This is a genomic window from Streptomyces sp. CNH189, from assembly GCF_000527195.1.
Genome location: NZ_AZUS01000025.1, coordinates 37,944 through 55,354 on the forward strand (window position 1 = coordinate 37,944; position 17,411 = coordinate 55,354).

The 17,411-nt window shown below is 67.2% G+C and carries 13 protein-coding genes and 2 pseudogenes; 10 read left to right on the forward strand and 5 right to left on the reverse strand.

Features of this window, described 5'->3' with window-relative positions; genetic code table 11:
• Window positions 1-4 precede the first annotated feature (4 nt).
• Entirely contained in the window at window positions 5-1,204 is a 1,200-nt protein-coding gene (locus B100_RS0128665) for an ROK family protein (protein WP_024887840.1), read from the forward strand.
• Between the two features lie 37 nt (window positions 1,205-1,241).
• Window positions 1,242-2,132, forward strand: coding sequence for a Gfo/Idh/MocA family oxidoreductase (locus B100_RS0128670; RefSeq protein WP_024887841.1), 891 nt, complete (start codon window positions 1,242-1,244; stop codon window positions 2,130-2,132).
• Between the two features lie 1,167 nt (window positions 2,133-3,299).
• Here the strand turns inward: B100_RS0128670 and B100_RS0128675 are convergent.
• The 3 genes from B100_RS0128675 to B100_RS0128685 form a co-directional block, all read right to left on the reverse strand.
• Window positions 3,300-4,202, reverse strand: a complete 903-nt coding sequence (locus tag B100_RS0128675; protein WP_024887842.1) for an LLM class flavin-dependent oxidoreductase — start codon at window positions 4,200-4,202, stop codon at window positions 3,300-3,302.
• A gap of 10 nt (window positions 4,203-4,212) precedes the next feature.
• On the reverse strand, window positions 4,213-6,108 hold the full coding sequence (locus B100_RS0128680) for an FAD-binding protein (protein WP_024887843.1): 1,896 nt from the start codon (window positions 6,106-6,108) through the stop codon (window positions 4,213-4,215).
• Window positions 6,109-6,434: 326 nt separating this feature from the next.
• Window positions 6,435-7,499: an MBL fold metallo-hydrolase gene (locus B100_RS0128685; RefSeq protein ID WP_024887844.1), complete on the reverse strand. Its 1,065-nt coding sequence runs from the start codon at window positions 7,497-7,499 to the stop codon at window positions 6,435-6,437.
• Window positions 7,500-7,891: 392 nt separating this feature from the next.
• On the opposite strand from B100_RS0128685, the gene B100_RS0128690 reads away from it, so the two are divergent.
• From B100_RS0128690 to B100_RS34390, 5 genes and pseudogenes are all read left to right on the forward strand, one after another.
• The gene (locus B100_RS0128690) at window positions 7,892-9,004 is read left to right on the forward strand and encodes an NAD(P)-dependent alcohol dehydrogenase (protein WP_024887845.1); all 1,113 of its coding nucleotides are present in this window, start codon (window positions 7,892-7,894) and stop codon (window positions 9,002-9,004) included.
• A gap of 160 nt (window positions 9,005-9,164) precedes the next feature.
• On the forward strand, window positions 9,165-10,568 hold the full coding sequence (locus tag B100_RS0128695; RefSeq protein ID WP_024887846.1) for an MFS transporter: 1,404 nt from the start codon (window positions 9,165-9,167) through the stop codon (window positions 10,566-10,568).
• 52 nt (window positions 10,569-10,620) lie between these two features.
• Window positions 10,621-10,773, forward strand: a pseudogene (locus tag B100_RS37780) (aldehyde dehydrogenase family protein); the annotation flags it as partial.
• Between the two features lie 25 nt (window positions 10,774-10,798).
• Window positions 10,799-10,906, forward strand: a pseudogene (locus B100_RS37785) (aldehyde dehydrogenase family protein); the annotation flags it as partial.
• Window positions 10,907-11,314: 408 nt separating this feature from the next.
• Window positions 11,315-11,842 carry a MarR family transcriptional regulator gene (locus B100_RS34390; protein ID WP_024887847.1) on the forward strand — a complete coding sequence of 176 codons (528 nt, stop codon included), beginning with the start codon at window positions 11,315-11,317 and terminating at the stop codon, window positions 11,840-11,842.
• Window positions 11,843-12,464: 622 nt separating this feature from the next.
• On the opposite strand, the gene B100_RS0128705 is transcribed toward B100_RS34390, so the two are convergent.
• Window positions 12,465-12,848 (reverse strand): winged helix-turn-helix transcriptional regulator, encoded by a 384-nt coding sequence (locus B100_RS0128705; protein WP_024887848.1) that lies wholly within the window; start codon window positions 12,846-12,848, stop codon window positions 12,465-12,467.
• Window positions 12,849-12,931: 83 nt separating this feature from the next.
• On the opposite strand from B100_RS0128705, the gene B100_RS0128710 reads away from it, so the two are divergent.
• Together B100_RS0128710 and B100_RS0128715 are read left to right on the forward strand one after the other, a co-directional pair.
• Window positions 12,932-13,831 (forward strand): LLM class flavin-dependent oxidoreductase, encoded by a 900-nt coding sequence (locus B100_RS0128710; RefSeq protein ID WP_024887849.1) that lies wholly within the window; start codon window positions 12,932-12,934, stop codon window positions 13,829-13,831.
• Complete coding sequence (locus tag B100_RS0128715; RefSeq protein WP_024887850.1) at window positions 13,828-15,132, forward strand: FAD-dependent oxidoreductase; 1,305 nt, start codon at window positions 13,828-13,830, stop codon at window positions 15,130-15,132. The genes B100_RS0128710 and B100_RS0128715 overlap by 4 nt, the downstream gene beginning before the upstream one ends.
• Before the next feature lie 266 nt (window positions 15,133-15,398).
• Here the strand turns inward: B100_RS0128715 and B100_RS0128720 are convergent, their stop codons facing one another.
• A complete protein-coding gene (locus B100_RS0128720) occupies window positions 15,399-16,268 on the reverse strand; it encodes an MmyB family transcriptional regulator (protein ID WP_024887851.1) in 870 nt (289 codons plus the stop codon).
• Window positions 16,269-16,474: 206 nt separating this feature from the next.
• Here B100_RS0128720 and B100_RS0128725 point away from each other — a divergent pair, with 206 nt between their 5' ends.
• Window positions 16,475-17,398 carry an SDR family NAD(P)-dependent oxidoreductase gene (locus tag B100_RS0128725; RefSeq protein WP_024887852.1) on the forward strand — a complete coding sequence of 308 codons (924 nt, stop codon included), beginning with the start codon at window positions 16,475-16,477 and terminating at the stop codon, window positions 17,396-17,398.
• The last annotated feature ends 13 nt before the right edge of the window (window positions 17,399-17,411 follow it).

Here is a 17,411-nt window from a genome sequence, read left to right on the forward strand (position 1 = left end):
GCCGATGACATCGAACCAGGTCAGCGCGGGGGAGCTGCTCCAGCTCATCCGTGGCGGCCGCGCCAACACCCGCGCCGACCTCCAGCGTGTGACCGGACTCTCCCGCTCCACCGTCGGGCAACGCCTCGACCTGCTGAACAGGGCCGGCTGGCTGCGCCACACCACCGGCACCTCCACCGGCGGCCGGCCGTGCGACCAGATCGAGTTCGATCCCCGCCACGCCTCCGTCATCGCGGTGGACCTGGAGACCCGCCACGCCCGCGCCGCGGTTGTGGACCTGGCGGGGACCGTCCTGGCCGAGCACACCGGGGACCTGGACATCGCCCAAGGACCCGATCAGGTCCTCGACCGGGTGGCCGGCCGGCTGCCCGACCTGATCGCGGCGGCCGGCATCACCCCGGCCGCCGTCTGCGGCATCGGCCTGTCCGTGCCCGGACCCGTCCACTGGGAAGTGGCCCGCGTCGTCCAGCCGCCGATCATGCCCGGCTGGGACCAGTACCCCATCCGTGAGCGGCTCCAGGAGGTCTACGCCGCGCAGGTGGGCGAGAGCGGGGAGGCCGGGCCGGTCCCGGTCTTCGTCGACAACGACGCCAACCTGATGGCGCTGGCCGAGCAGCAGGCCCACTACCGTGACTGCGCCTCCTTCGTCCTCGTCAAGGTCTCCACCGGTATCGGCGCGGGCGTGGTGATCGGCGACGACGTCTACCGGGGCATCGACGGAGGCGCCGGCGACATCGGGCACATCCGCCTGCACGATCATCCCGACGCCCTGTGCATGTGCGGCTCGTACGGCTGCCTGGCCGCCGTGGCCAGCGGCAGGGCGCTGGCGCGGGCCCTGGCCGAACAGGGCCTGCCGACCACCTCGGGCTCCGACGTGAGGCGCCTGCTGGCCGACGGCAACCCCGAGGCGATTCGACTGGCCCAGCAGGCCGGACGCCTCGTGGGCACCGTGCTGGCGACCGTCGTCACCCTCCTCAACCCTGGCGTCCTCATGATCGCCGGAGACCTCGCGGGCATTCCGTTCACCACCGGGGTGCGCGAGGTCCTCTACCAGCGGGCCATGCCGCGCACCACCGCCAATCTCAACATCGTCTCCTCGCAACTCGGTGACCGTGCGGGCCTCGTGGGCGCCGCCGCCATGGTCGTCAGGTTGCTCTACTCCCCCGAGCACGCCGACGACCGCCTCAGCCGGCTGTCCCCGTGACCGTCGCGCCACCGAGAGCAAGAAGGAAGCAGCCGTGATGACCGATTCTCCGCCCTGGCCCCACCGACCCGTCGAGGTCGGGCTCGTCGGCGCCGGCCCGTGGGCCCGTGCCATGCATGCGCGCGTCCTCGCCGCCGGGCCCGAGACGCGACTGGCCGCCGTCTGGGCCCGCCGCACCGACGCGGCGCGCGAGGCCGCGGCGCCGCACGCGGCACATGTCGCCGCCGATTTCGACGAGCTGCTGGATCACTGCGAGGCCGTCGCCTTCGCGGTCCCGCCCGCCGTCCAGGCCGAGTTGGCCCCGCTGGCGGCGAAGGCGGGCAAGGCCGTTCTCCTGGAGAAGCCCCTCGGTCCCGACCTGATCGCCGCCCGGCGGGTGGCGGACGCCGTCGCCGAGGCAGGCGTGGTCTCCCAGTTCGTCCTCACCAAGCGCTACCACCCCACGACCCGCGCGTTCGTCGACGCCGCTCGCACCCTCGACGTCCGCGGCGCCCGCTCCTGCTACCTCCACGGAGCCTTCCTCGCCGGTGAGATGGCCACCGGCTGGCGTCTCGAACACGGTGCCCTGCTCGACCTCGGCCCTCACCTGATCGACCTCCTCGACACGGCCGTCGGCCCCATCACCGGCATCCGAGCCACCGGCGACCCCCGCCAGTGGATCGAACTGACCTGCGAACACGCCAACGGCGCCGTGAGCCAGGCGTCGTTGTCCGGGTCCGTCAACGTGGAGCGAGTGATCACCCGGGTCGAACTGTTCGGGCCCGGCAGGCCCTTGGTCTACGACACGGCGGAGATCGACCACGAGGAGTGCTGGCCCGTCCTGCGCCGCGAGTTCGCGACCACCGTGCGCACAGGGACGTCCGCCGAACTCGACGCCCAGTACGGACTGCGCCTTCAGGAACTCCTGGACGGCATCGTGTTCGCCTGAGACATCTCTTCGCCCGCTGTCCCCTGGCGACCCCGATGAACCGGCAGCTCACCGTGCGGCGACACGACGGACGGCCGGCACACCTGGCCTACCCGGCCACTCCTCGCACCCCGACCGGGCCTGGCAGCCGACCTGGTGTGACGCCTTCACCCGCGCGTCACACCAGGTCGGACACACTGTCACCCGGGCGGGACCCTTGGGCGGCGGGCGATCCCGGCTGCGGTCGCGCGGCGGCACGCAGCGCCTCCTCGACCCGGCGGTCCACTACGGTGAACCGTTCCGGCCGCTTCTTCGGCATTGACGCTGCGTGATGCCTGCCCGGCATCGCGGGAGCCGCAGGAGAAAGGGCCGGGGGTGAGGCACAGATCGGCAGCAGCGCTATGCGTTTTCTCATGCCGACCCGCCCACCGGCCAGAACCGCCGACAGGCGCGCTGCTGACGACTGCGCATGGCACCTTGCGAGTGTCCGCGCCCGCTGCGCCGGACAGGCTCGGCATGCGCGGGCCCTGACCGTGACGGACGCATATGCAACACGCGCGTGACCGAGTGGGGGCAACGTCGTTGGACGGGTGATCACGCGACCTCTCCATCCCCTCAGGGGCGTGATCACGTGTGGGGGCCCGGAGCGCCAGCGCTTCAGCCCCGGGCCCCCACTACTTGGCTTCGGACGGTCATGCCCCCGCCGCTTCGGCCAGTCGACATCGTCAGATGCCGGCCTCTCGATCACCCCGCAGGGAGCCCCTCTGCAAGAGGCCATAGACGTCGTGTCAGGCAACCGTTGCCCAGGGCGGCAGCGCGCGGGCCTCAATGCCTGACGCCACACGTGCCAGTGGCCTTTACGTCCGGTAGGCATCGTGGCATGCGTCGCGAGCCCTCGATCGGGGAGCGGGACATCCTCACCCGGTACTGCCGCGACTGGGCCGAAACAGTACCTCGGCCCCTACGTGCAGCACCGGTGGCGGACTGAGCTGGAAGACGTCGCCCGCCGGCGCAAAACGGTGCCGAGTGCCGGCCGGATGTCTACCTGGGTGACAGGCCCAAGAGGGTCACGTTTGTGTCGCGCTTGAAGTGCGGCGAGTAGTTCTTGAGGGAAGTTCTACGCGGGTACGCCGGCAGGCCGCGTCGTTGATCTGGAGGTGCAGACGTCTGGGTGCGTGCCTGTCAATCTCAACGGTCTCTCTCCCTGGCAACCAGTTCGCGGGCGGCAGGAGCGATCTCGGCGCCGAAGCGTTCGATCATCGCTGGGTCGTCCCCGCCGATGATGAACGCGCTGATTCCGTGGTCCAGGGCGAGTTCAGCAATCTGCTCCGGCCACGCCTCGCCAGGTGCATTGAGGGGACCGCGTGATGTGGGTGCGAATTGGGGTTGCATGAAGTTCATCAGCCGGCGCACGGATGACGGAGTGCGCGCCGCCGACTCTGCGGCTTCGTCGATGCGGGCGTTCATTTCGGGTAGCGAGTCAACTCCTCGCGGCAAGTACTCGATGGACGGCAGCCAGCCATCGCCGACCTCGCCGGTCAGGGCGAGCATTTTGCTCTTGTAGGCACCGACCCATACGGCGATGTCGTGTGCTGGCCGTGGCCCTCGCTTGGCACCGTCAACTTCGTAGTACTGGCCGTGGTGGTGAACCCCGCCGCGGGTGTCGGTGTCCCATAGGTCACGGATGATGGCAATGCCCTCACGCAAGGCCTCGACGCCCTGTCCGGCCGTCAGGCGGCGCCCGCCCATGGCTTCGATGCCGTCCCAGAAGGCGCCGGCGCCGATGCCCAGTTCGAAACGGCCGCCGGAAAGATTGTCCAACGAGGCCGCCGCCCGTGCCAGGACAGCCGGCGGACGCAGGGGGAGACTTGTCACGTTCGCGCTGACATGGACCCTCTGGGTGCGGGCTGCCACGTAGGCGAGAAGGGTGGAGGTGTCCAAAAACGAGGCCTGGTAAGGGTGGTCCTGGAAGGTGACCAGGTCCAGGCCTGCCCGGTCCGCGGTGACAGCCAGGTCAACGACTTGCTGGGCTGCGCCGGCGGCTGGGGTGATGAACGAGCCGAAGAGCAGATCGTGTCCGTAGTCACTCACGGGGAGCTCCTCACATTTCGCGTGCGTCGGCCGAGATGGCCCGCAGGCCCGGGTAGGGGTCGATGTTGAAGTTGTCGCGGAAGAGGTTGTCCGGATCGTACTGGCGCTTGACCTCCCGCAGCCGCTGCAGGACGGCGGGCGGGAAAGCATCGTGGAGTCGCTCGGGTCTGGGATCGGTCTCGAAGCTGAGGTAGAGGCCGTCGAAGTGGCGGCGAAGCGGGTCCCAGACCTGGTTGAAGCTGTCGTGGCGGGCTCCCATGGCTGTCACCTGAAAAGCTGACGCCCGGTGTGGAAAGGCCATCTCGTCGGCGGAGACGTCGGCGATAGCCCCGCCCATGGCACGGAGTTCGAAGAAGTGCACCTGCCCGGAGCGCAGGAGGTCGGCAGCGTCACTGGCGAATTGGGAGGTGAGCGTAGGCAGGAAGCCCGATCGGGAAACCGGCTCTCCGAAGCCGCGGTGACCGTCCGGGCCGACGTCGGCTGCGGATGCCATGACGCCGGCATACGGAGTGACGACGACCTGCTGCTGGGTGAGCCTCCCGATCTGCGCGAAGGGCGTCAGCCGCTCCACGATCACATCGGGTTCCGGGTTGTCGACGAGACCGAGAAGTTGGATGTTCCAGTGGCCCTGCTGGGGGCGCCCGGTGATGAAGAATACCGTGGTGTCTCGGGGTGCTTCGGAGGCGATCCTGCCGAAGTCGGTCAGCGCCTGCGTGATATCTGTGGTGACCAATCCGAGTTGGGCATGGCCCACTGGCCCGATTCTGTCCGCCTGGAATTCGAATGCCGTAGCCACGCCGAAGTTCGCGCCAGCCCCGCGCACCGCCCAGAACAATTCGGGATGTTCTGTGGCGCCGGCCCGGACATGACTGCCGTCGGCGATTGTCATCTCGACGGCGCGCAGGTGGTCGATGGTGAGCCCGTGGGCGCGGCCCAGTAGTCCGATGCCGCCCGCTGTGGCCAGTCCGCCGACGCCGACGCCACCGTAGTCGCCGGAGCCGATTGCCCAACCGTGAGGGTGCAGGGCGGAGGAGACTTGCTTCCACGTCGCTCCTGGTCCGATGCGTACCAGGCGTTGGTCGTGATTCAGCACTTCGACGCTGTTCATGCGGCCCAGGTCGACAACGAGGCCGCCGACGTTGGTGGAGCGGCCGCTCACGCCGTGACCAGCGCTGCGTATGCCGAGGGGCAGGTGGGTGTGTTCGCGTGCGAAGCCCAGAGCATCTGCGACCTCGTCCGGGGTTCCGGGGCGCAGTACAAGGCCGGGTTTGCCGCCTCGCAAGTAGTTGGATGCGACACCGTGATAGGTGGGGTCTCCGGGCTCGACGGCGTGGCGGGCCAAGGTCTCCGGTATCGCGTCGTAGTCGATACCGGGGCGGCGGCGGGCTCGTACAGCCAGAGGGCGACTTGGACGGGCGGTCTTGGGTGCGGTTTTCATCAAGTCCGCGAGCCGCTCGACATCCTGGGGTGACTCGACGGGCACGACCACTGGTAGGCCGCCTTCGGCCGCGGTCGCCAGCTCATCAGCCGACGCGCTCCGCGATGCGGTCACCCACGCTGCGGCGTCGGTCACGAGTCGGCCCGGAACCAGGGCCTGCAAACTCTGCGCGGCCTTCGTCACCACCGACCGGTAGGGAGCCGATGCATCCTTTTGGGAGAGCCTGGACGCGTTGGGGGGCACCACGCCGAGGGTGATGTGCTGCGTACTTCCTGCCAGCCAGGAGACAGCAGTCCACGGATCCATGCCGACTGACGCGCCTGGCTGGTTGGGGGCATGATCGGCCAGGGCGTGGGAGTCGATGACGACCAATGTGAGACCGCGTTCCTCGGCCAGTCTGGCCAGCTCGATCCAGTCGCCGTCAGCGGCACTCAGCTTGGCCGGATCGAAGGTGATTCCCAGTTCCATGTCTCATCCAATGCCTGACACGAGCCCTGTGACGCTGCGGCACGGGCTCAATAGGTGCGGTGTCGAAAGCGAACGTGCCGATTACGGCAACGGTGTTAGCCGAGAGGCCGGAGGTCCCCGGGGCGTGGTCTCAGGAGGTCGCTCTGTCCCTGTCGTCGTGGTCGAGACCGGGTGGGGCGTCCCGGCGCATGCAGTAGCGGCTCGGTGTCGCGACCTGGCGGAGTGCCCAGTTCTGCCGCGGCAACTGGCCCAGGCCGGGAAGCCTTGAGGCTGGATCGCGACCGCCGGCGAGGGGCGGTCGCGCAATCCGTGGCGCACTGTGCAGATCAGGCGATGTAGAAGGGGCCGCCCGTCCCCTCCTTCTGGTAGCCCAAGTGGGTCCGCTCCGTGCGAGAGGTCTCCGCGACGGTCCAGGCGTGGTACTTGGTGTTGACGGTTGCGCCGGCGAGCCGCTCAGGCCAGGTCTGACCGTTGGAGGTGGTCTTGGTCAGGGTCTTTTCAGTGACGTAGTTCGCGATCGAGTTGATCCAGTTCTCACCGCCAACGAGCTGGTGCTCGCGGCCCAGCCCTTCGATGAAGCCCTGCAGCGCCTCGATGTTGCTCATCTCCCGCAGGGCCTCCTGGGAGAAGTTCAGAACGTCGTGCCAGTACTCGCGCACGATTTCCACGTCCTCGCGGGTGCCCCAGCGGGAGATGTGGCCACCGATGAGCGCCTTGAAGTCGTAGGAAAGGATGTCGTCGTGGGCCTGGTAGAAGCCGCTAATGTTTTCCGAGACGTCGCAGTGCATGAAGGTCACGGAACCGGGGCTCACGATGTCGATCTTGGTGAGGACCTTCTGTTCCGGGCCGTAAATGTAGATGTTGCCCGGCGTGTGGTCGGCACCCTTGTACGACAGCTCCAGCTTGACTCCCCCGACCTCGAGCTCCGCGTCCGTGTGGAACGTCTCGGTGGGCAGAGGACGGTACTTGTCGGGGAAGCGGGTCAGCAGCTCCCGCGTGATGTCATGCGCGACGATCTTGACTTCGGGGCCGAACTGGGATGCCGCTCCGATGTGGTCCGAGTGCCAGTGGCTGTAGATCAGGTGGGTGACGGGCTCCCGGGTGACGGAGCGCACCGCTGCCTGGAGGTTCTCGCCTAGTCCGGGGGGAGCGTCGATGACGATGACGCCGCTGCCCGTGACGACGAAGCCTCCGTCGTACCCGGACGGACTCGTGACCCAGTAGAAGTTGCCGCCGTCGCCCACGTTCTCGACGTGGTAGCCCTTCTCGTAGAAGGCGGGGTCGTTGAGGTACTCCGGCATGAACTGCTTCGGAGACGGCACGTGCTCGGAAGCCAGAGCCTTCGGGAAGCCCCACTTGGTCGAGTAGAAGTCGCCGTACTTGCTAGCCATGGTCGTCCTTGTCTGTGACCGGGCGGGGCCCTCGGGTGCGGCAGATGACTTACCGGTGTCGACCTCGGCAGAGACGACAGTCTTCCCGGCACTGAGCCGAGGCTGCGTCGAGAGCACCTGGGACTCCGCGGAACGTATGTCGCAAGCGTGCTGCTAGGCAGACCGTTTGTCAAGAAGATGAATCCTTCCGCATCGCACACCCACTGATCAACTTTGATCCGGGCGTCACCACCTGCTCTAATGACTGTAAGTATTTAAAATATTACACGTCGTTGCTATTAATGCGTGACGAGGGCCACTATCTGTTGACAAGACCGTCTCTTTAAAACATGGTTTACAGGGTCAATGATTAGGCGTCCGTAGCGGCGCTCACCAGAGAACGAGGACACGCCATGCGCATCCGGGCAGCAGTAGCGGAGGGCCAAAGTCAGCCGCTGGTGATCAAGCAACTAGAGCTCGACGAACCCCGGGACGGCGAAGTACTGGTCAGACTCGTAGCCACAGGCATCTGCCAGACAGACGCCCACGCCTGGCACCAGCGCATTGCAGTCGGGCTCCCGCTGGTGCTCGGACACGAGGGGGCCGGCATCGTTGAGAAGGTGGGGGCGTCGGTAGACAGCCTGAAGCCTGGCGATCATGTCGTTCTGTCGTTTCAGTCCTGCGGTCGGTGCGAAGCCTGTCTCAGTGGCCACCCGGCCTACTGTGATCAGGCCTTCGCCGCAAACTTCTCCGGCGCACGGCTCGACGGCACTCGAGGCCTGCACCGCACCGAGGCCTCGGACGGAGATGTCAACGGACACTTCTTCGGCCAGTCGTCGTTCGCCACGCATGCCCTGACGAGTGTCTCGAACACCGTCAAGGTGACTCATGACGCTCCGCTGGAGGTGCTGGCTCCGCTCGGGTGCGGGCTGCAGACGGGTGCCGGGGCCGTGATGAACTCATTCGCGCTGCCTGCCGGAGCGACGATCGCCGTACTGGGTGTCGGAGCCGTTGGGTTCGGTGCCCTGATGGCAGCCCGTGTGGCCGGCGCGGCCAAGATCATAGCCGTGGATGTGCACGCCGAACGCCTTGGTCTGGCGGAAGAGTTGGGCGCGACCCATGTCATCGATGCGCGTCACAAGGACGTGGCCGCAGCGATCAAGGAGATTGTGCCCAGGGGAAGCGACTTCGTGCTCGACACCACTGGCCGTCCGGAGATGCTTGGCCACGCTGTCGCGTCTCTGGCCTCGATGGGCCAGGTCGGACTCGTGGCGGGCGGCTCACCCGAGGCTGCAGTGCCGGCGGCCGAACTCGCTCTCGGCAAGAGCGTTGCGGGCATCGTCCAAGGCGATGCCCAGCCACAGGAGTTCATTCCCTATCTCATCGAGCTCTTCCAGTCCGGCGACTTCCCGATCGACCGTCTTGTGCGTTTTTACGACTTCGACGACATCAACACGGCGTTCGCTGACGCTGCTCGGGGTGACGTCATCAAGCCGGTGCTGCGCATCGCCGTCCCGGTCGGTTAAGGACCGTGACGCGGCGCTCAACACCGCACGGCAGCGGTGCCCCCAGGCAGCCAGGCCTGTCGGTGCCTCCTTCTTGGAACCACCACGCGCTCACCGGCCGACCGGAGACCTCACGGCGTACATACCGGCCGGTGGCATCTCGCTCAGACGTAGGTGACTCATGCCTTCACTTTCGGCATCCCGTTCCCATCCCCCGCAAGTCACCCTGCTTGTTCTTCTCCTCGCTGTCTTCGCATTCGCTCTCCTGCAGTCACTGATCAGTCCCGTGCTGCCCCTGCTCCAGGAGGACCTCGGCACAACGCCGAGTCTGATCCCCTGGGTCATGACCGCCTTCCTCCTCTCCGCCTCGGTCTGCACACCGGTAGTCGGTCGTCTCGGCGATCGCTACGGCAAGGACCGTGTCCTCGTCGTCTCACTGGTCATCCTGGCAGCAGGCTCGGCCATTTCGGCGGCGGCGCCCGACATCTCCCTCATGCTCTGCGGCCGGGTGGTGCAAGGGGTGGGCGGTGGAGTACTTCCGCTGGCCTTCGGCATCATCCGCGACGAGCTACCGCGGGAGAAGAGGCCAGGTGCGATCGGGATCGCCGCAGCGCTGGCCGCTGTAGGCGGTGGCGTGGGCGTCGTAGTGGCAGGGCCGCTGGCCGACACCTTCGGTATCCGGTCGCTGTTCTGGCTCCCGGCAGCCCTGATCCTCATAGCCGCTGCCGCCTCCCGGGTTGCCATACCGTCCTCGTCCGCCCGGAACTCCACTCCCGTCAGCTGGCTCGCCACAACGCTGCTGGCCGGCTGGCTCGTGGCACTGCTGGTGCCGTTGGCTCAGGCGTCCCAATGGGGCTGGACGTCGCCCGCGGTGTCTCTGCCCATCCTTGCCTCCGTCGTACTCGCGTCATGGTGGGTGATTACGGAAAAGCGGTCGGACCGCCCCTTGATCGACATGCGCATGATGCGCAGCACCGCCGTGTGGACGACAAATCTCGTCTCCATGCTTTTCGGCGTCAGCTTGTTCGCCGTACTGGCCTTCCTGCCCATCTTCGTGCAGACACCGCCAGGAGCCGGCTACGGCTTCGGCGCCAGCGTCACCCAGGCCGGACTGCTGCTCCTGCCGATGACCGTGACCATGTTTTTCGCCGGACTGCTCTCCGCACAACTGGTGAGAGCGTTCGGGCCGCGTCACGTCCTCGTGGCGGCTTCGGCGCTCAACGTCGTGGCGGTGGTCGCACTCGCCGTCGAACATGACCGCAGCTGGCATATCGCAGCTGCCCTGGCGCTGATGGGGGTGTCCCTTGGCATCGCCTTCTCAACCATGTCGAACGTCATCGTCGCCGCCGTCCGCCCTGACCAGACCGGGGTTGCCAACGGCGTCACTGCCAACGTTCGCACCATCGGCGGGTCCGTCGGTGTGGCCGTTATGAGCGGCATCCTCGGAGCCCACACATCCGCCAGCGGCCTGCCGACCGAGAACGGCTACACCTACGGCTTTGCGGTCCTGGCACTTGCCGGCGTCGCCGCCCTCCTTGTCGCTGCCTTCATCCCCGCGCCGAAGCCAGAGCCGAGCGGCCACTGACGGCTTCTCGGGGCAGCGGGAAGCGCGGTCCTTCTCAGGCACGGCGGTAGGGATGCGGTTCGGCGTCGGCACATTCCAGCAAACCCGTGGCAGCACCACAGTCTCGATGGACCCGCTCGGCGCCGCGGTGGCGATCACGCCGTGGAACCTCAGCGCTGTGTTCGTGGCGCAGAAGGTCGCCACTGCCCTCGCTGCCGGATGCACGGTCGTAGTGAAGCCCCAGCGAACTCAGCGCAATGCAGACACAGATCATCATGGAAGCGTTCGATGCCGCGGTCCTTCCCTCTGGTGTGGTCAACGTCGTCACAGGTCGCGGCGCAACGGTCGGAGACGAATAAAGCCGTCTGCATCGGGCGGCACCATCACACGTACGGGCTCGAGTCCTGCCTTGAGCCCCGAGCCGTCACCGCGTGATCACACACGAATCCGCGCCGATCAGCACGCTCGTCGCGGTCGTCGCGGTGGGGCTTATCCCCGACGGACTCGGTAGTGCCACCGCCCGCCCAGGAACAACCGGGCCGAACGGCGGGGCAGGGCACGAAGACCCCTGCCACGCCCGGACCAATCTGGTTCTCGGCCGAATGCAAACGTGACCAGCGGCCTTCGATATCCCTTGCAGACCGTAGGCGTTGCATACCTTCTGCCAAAAAGGTTAGTCTGGGATGGAATGGGTGTCCCGATGCCGCACCGAGGATGGGAGGTTCACAGTGACGTCAAGAAGCAAGGCTGACCGAGCGGACTCACCAATGGTGACGCCTCTGCTGGAGGACGACTTCGGTTTCGCAATCGGCGTGGTTTTCCGCGCCTACGCAAGGTCCGTTGAGACGACTGTCGCCAACCTCACCGGCGGCCCTCGCGGTTACTTCATTCTCGCCGCCGCAGTTCGAGGAGAGGCGTGCAGCCAACGGTTCCTCGCTGACCGACTAGGCGTTGACCGCACCATGATGACCTACCTGCTGGACGACCTGGAGGAGGCCGGCCTGGTCGAACGCCAGCCGGACCCGGCGGACCGCAGGAGCCGACGGATCGTGGCCACCCCGAACGGCACAAAGTTGTATGAAGCGCTGCACGCAAAGGTCAACGAGGTCGACGGGCTGCTTCTCTCCGTTCTGCCCGAAGAGTCACAGACCGCGTTCCAGGAGATGATGTACGCGATCGCGCGCGGAGTCACGGCGAACGAGCAGACCGAGGCCAGCGAGGGTGTCGTGGAGCCGACGCGTCCCGGTAAGCCCGCGCGCGCCGTCCGGCGCAGGCGCTCACGCCCGAACATCTGATCACCCTCCGAGCGGATCCTTCTTCCCCGCTTCGGATGGGTGAGGCCTGATCCGCACCCGGGAGCGCGTCTCTATGCAATCGCCTCAACATGACCCAGGCGGGGCTTGCAGGCCCCCTTTCCGTCCCGAGGTGGCAGGAGGTAGCCGGTAACGCCGAGGTAGCGACAGGGGCCGGCGACATCGTGATCATGCAGTCCCGGTGGGTAGGCGGCGCACCCCTGTCAAGGCGCCGATCAGACGGATTCCGCATTGACTCGTCCGTCTCCCCCGTCTCCGCTTCCCGGGCCGTCGGAGAGGATATCCGCGAGACCTGACCGAACGGCGCGGTGATCTACCGTGGTCTTCCGGCGCCCCTGTGCCGCACCTCACCGCCGACGCCCACATCACGGGCTGTCCGATGCCTTTCCTGGCGCACAGCAGGCGAAACGTCCACCGTCAAGGACACTCACCGTCATCACCAGCCGTGCCGGGCTCGCACGAGCCCCGGCACGCCGAAGGAGCGGTACAAGGGTGGCCATTGCCGCTCAAGTCCTCACTTGCCCAGCACACCGCCTCGGACACAGGCGCGGGCGTCATCACGCCACCGGGACACCCGCGTGCGCGAGGCACTCAGCGAAAGGCTTCAGGCAGGTCTGCCGTCCGTGCCCGCATGGATCAGGGCATGGGTGGCCTCAGCGGCTCTTCGCATGTTCCACTTCACCAAGGGCTGCAACGCGTCGATCAGAGCGTCACCCAGGGGCGTGAGACTGTAGGTGATCTGCACGGGCGTGGTCGGGACCACGGTCCTTCTGATGAGTTCCTGACGTTCGAGTTCCTTGAGCCGCTGGGAGAGCAGGCGGTCGGATATGCCGTCGATCATCGCCCGGTACTCCCCGAATCGCCTGGCCCCCTGGGCGGCTGCGCCCAGGATCGAGCCCGTCCAGCGGCGGCCGACGACTTCGAGGGCCTCCTGGAACCTCGGGCAGGTCTCGTCATGAATGGAACTGCGCTCAAGCTGTCGAGGCACGTGATCACTCCTTAGTCACTTACTAAATATTAGCACCTTATGGCTTGTTTGCCGCAGGTGGATGACTGCCGCACTGTGATGACATGACCGACTACGGACACCAGCTGTCGTTTGGCTTGAGCCTCAACCCGGCCGCAGATGATCTCGAAGAGACCCGCCGACTCGCGCGCCGGGCCGACGACGGCGGCCTGGACTACCTTGCCGTCCAGGACCACCCGTACCAACCCGGATATCTGGAAACCTGGACGCTGATCAGTCACCTGTCAGCGGTGACTGACCGCATCTCGTTCGTCACCGACGTGGCCGACCTCCAGTTGCGGCCCCCGACCATGCTCGCCAAGGCGGCCGCCTCCCTGGGCATCCTCACGGATGGCCGCGTACAGCTCGGAGTCGGCGGCGGCGCCTTCGCCGACGCGATCGCGTCGATGGGCGGCCAGCCCCGGCGCGGCGCACAGATGGTCGCCTTCACCGAGGAGTCCCTCCACCTTATGCACCAGGCTCTGGCCGGTGGCGTGGTACGGATGCAGACCCCCCACCACGCCGTGACGGGATACCGCGCGGGCCCCGTGGCGTCCACGCCGGTGCAGCTGTGGCTGGGCGCCCAGAAGCCGAAGATGCTCGCCGTGACGGGCCGGGCGGCCGACGGATGGATCTCCCCACTGAACATCTACGTACCTCCCGAGGAGGTACCCGCGCGCCAGCTGATCATCGACGAGGCGGCCACGGCCGCCGGGCGCGATCCGCGGTCCATCCGGCGCGTCTACAACGTCATCGGGACCATCGGGGCGCACGGCGCCGGCCAGGGACTCGTCGGGGACGTCCAGATGTGGTCGGACACCCTCAGCGACTGGGCTCTGCGACTGGGCTTCGACACCTTCATCTTCTGGCCCGTGGGGGACGCGGAGGCCCAGCTCGAACTCTTCACCTCACAAGTCGTACCCGCCGTGCGCGCACGCGTCGCGGCCGTCAGGGGGCAACGATGAATCGGGAACTCGCCACTGCGTCGGCCGCACTGTCCGGCAAGCTGATCACCCCTGACGACAGTAGGTACAGGGAGTACCGCTCCACGTACACCACAGTGGGCAGCCCCGCCGTCGTCGCCGTCCCGGAATCGGCCGGTGATGTCGCCGCCGCCCTGCTCTTGGCCCGGGAGCGCGGGCTTCCTCTCGCGGTGCGCAGTGGCGGGCACGGCCTGTCCGGCAGCGGCACCAACAACGGGGGCATGGTCATTGATCTCCGGCGGATGAACAAGATCACGGTACTCGACCGCAGGAAGCGCCGGGTGCGGGTCGAGGCCGGGGCCCGCTGGGCGCAGGTAGCAGCGGCCCTGAGCCCGCACGGCCTGGCCATCAGCTCCGGCGACCACGGCAATGTCGGTGTCGGCGGGCTGGCCACGGGCGGTGGTGTCGGGTGGCTCGTCCGGAGCTTCGGACTGACGGTGGACCGCATACGCGCCGTCGAGGTGGTGCTCGCCGACGGTTCCGCCGTGCGCACCGACGCCTCCAACGAGCCTGACCTCCTGTGGATGATGCGCGGCGCGGGAGCAGGCGCGGGTATCGCCCTGGCCTTCGAGTTCGAGGCCGTCGAGCTGCGCAACGTGGGAGTCGCGCAGATCGTCGCACGTGTCGATCCTGCGGGCCAGGTGCTCCAGCGCCTGGACGCTGCTCTGAGGGACGCCCCGCGAGAGCTCACGACCGCCCTCATGCTGTCCTCGCAGGGCTCCGTGACAAGTGGCTTCATCACTGCGGTCGTGGCCACGGACGATGAGCACGTCGTCCGACGTTCAATCGAACCCCTTCTCGGTATCGGTGAGGTGGCACTCCAGCAGGCCGTGATCACCCCCTACACGAACCTGGTGCCACGTGAGCACATGCACTCCAATGTGGGGCAGATGCGCTCCTCCACGACGAACGGTCTGATCACTGACATCACGCCGGCCGCTGCCCGTGCCATCGTCGCCATGGCGAGCGGGCCCGCCCCCGCGCACGTCCAGATGCGGTCGCTCGGCGGCGCGGTCTCCGACATCGATCCCGCGGCCACCGCGTTCCCTCACCGGCATCAGCGGTCCCTCGTCATCGCCTCCACCTTTCCTCCTTACGGCCGCGAAGCCCTGGGCAAGGCGTGGGAGCCGGTGGCGGAACATACGGAGGGGGCGTACGTGAACTTCAAGAGCAACCCGGACGAGGCCACGTTTGACCAGACCTATCCAGGGACTACCGGTGCCCGCGTTGCCGAATTGCGGAAACGCTACGACCCCGAGGGCATTCTGCGTCCGGACAACTGACCGGGGAGCATCGCGGCCTCAGTCAGGACTGCACCCTCACGTGGTTCACGCGGAAAAGGCTCTGCCTCTCAGGCTCCGAACAGCGCGACAGCGGGAAGAGACAGGTCGGACCTGACGCCGTAGAGGCGTACGGGACGGGCGTCACCGGTCGGCGGCACCGCGGGCGACGTACACGTCAGCTTGTGCCACTGCCTCGAGCCGGACTTCGAAGGTCGGCATCCCCGCTCTCTGATCAATGTCAGACGGTGTGACTGCCGCTGGATGATTCAGCTGCCCGTGGCAATGCGTACGGCTTCTGCGGGCGTGTGGGTGGAGTCGTTCAGAGAGGCGAGCAGGCGTAGACGGTCTTCGGAGTCGCTGCCGGGGCGGACATGGTAGGTGACGAGGGTCTGCCCTGGGCTGCCGGGGATCAGCAACTTCTCATAGTGCAGTTCCAAGGCGCCGACCTGAGGGTGTTGCAGCTGACTGGTGCCGGTGGTCTTGTGTTTGACGTCCTGGCGTGCCCAGAGCCTGCGGAAGCGGTCGCTGCGGACGGACAGCTCGCCCACGATCTCGACGAGGCGTGGATCAGTTACGTCGGGACCGGCGACGGACCGGAGGTAGGGCACGATGCGGGCGGTCATCTCGTCCCAGTCGGAGTGCAGGGCGCGCAGTTCAGGTTCCAGAAAGGCGGCGAGGATGCTGTTCTGGCCGGGTGCGTTGAAGGGGGAGAGTGCGATCGCCAGAGGGTTGGCAGCAAGCACGTCCATGTAGGTGCCGTGGACGTACGCCGGGGTCAGCGGCCAGGTGTTGATGAGAGTACGGATGCCGTCGCCGGCCTTCTCAGGGCGGGGGCGTCGGCGGCGGATGCGGGGGGAAGCGGCGAGCTGGATGAGGTAGGCGGTGGCCTCTTCGTCCAGTTGCAGTGCGCCCGCGATGCTGACCAGGACCTGTTCGGAAGGGTGCCGGTCGCGGCCTTGTTCCAAACGCACGTAGTAGTCGGAGCTGACGCCGGCGAGGAAGGCGACTTCTTCCCGGCGCAGGCCCGCCACGCGCCGGTTACCGGTATCGGGGATGCCCACCACGCCGGGCTGGACGAGTTCCCGACGGGCGCGTAGGTAGGTGGCCAGAGGGCCCGGGTCACCGGTGGCTGTCATGGCTCCAGGGTAGGCAGGTGGTGTCAGGTCCGGGTGGCCCTGTCACTCCCAGTCTCAGCTGGTCCTGGGCGGCAGGCCATGAGTTCCTCACAATGGCAGAGCACGGCCGAAACCGGCAGAATCAGTCAATAACACCGTCCCTGCCAGATGCGACGGGGCAGGTTCAGCCGTGCTCCTGTAGCCCCCTTCCTGACCGAGGAGCACCCGTGTCTGCACTCTTTCGCAGCCCATTCGACCGCAACTCCACCGCTGCTCAGGTGATCGACGGGGTTGATCTGTCCGGCAAGCGTGCCGTGGTCACCGGCGCCACCTCCGGCATCGGTGTGGAAACCGCCCATGCGCTGGCGTCCGCAGGCGCCGATGTCACACTCGCGGTCCGGCGGCCCGATGCCGGCGAGGCGGTCGCGGCCGACCTGCGGGTCAGGTCCGGCAACGACGCCGTTCACGTCGCCCGCCTTGATGTAGCGGACCTGGACTCCGTGAACACCTTCACCACCGGCTGGAACGGCCCCCTGCACATCCTGGTCAACAATGCCGGGATCATGATGCTGCCCGAGTTGGAGCGGGGCACGGGCGGCCACGAGCAGCAGTTCGCCACCAACTACCTGGGTCACTTCGCCCTGGCACTGGGCCTGCACCGGGCACTGGCCGCGGCAGAGGGCGCACGCATGGTGACCGTGTCCTCCAGCGGCCACCTCTTCTCCCCGGTCGTCTTCGACGACCTCGACTACCGCTTCCGCCCCTACGACGCGCTCAGCGCCTACGGCCAGTCGAAGACCGCGGAGGTGCTTCTGGCCGTCGAAGCAGACCGACGCTGGTCGGATGAGGGCATCCGGGCAAACGCGCTGCATCCCGGAGCGATCGCCACCAATCTCCAGCGGCACACCGGCGGGCTGAAGACGCCCGAGCCCTACCGCAAGACCATCGAACAGGGCGCCGCCACCTCCGTCTTCCTCGCCGCCTCCCCGCTGGTAGAGGGCATCGGCGGTCGCTACTTCGAAGACGTCAACGAGGCCCCCCAGGTGACCGCACGGCCCACGGAACTGGGTGTGCCGGGAGTCGCCGCCTACGCGCTCGACGCCGCGAACGCCGAGCGCCTGTGGAACCTCAGCGCTGGCATCTTGTCCTGACCCGGTCCAGGAA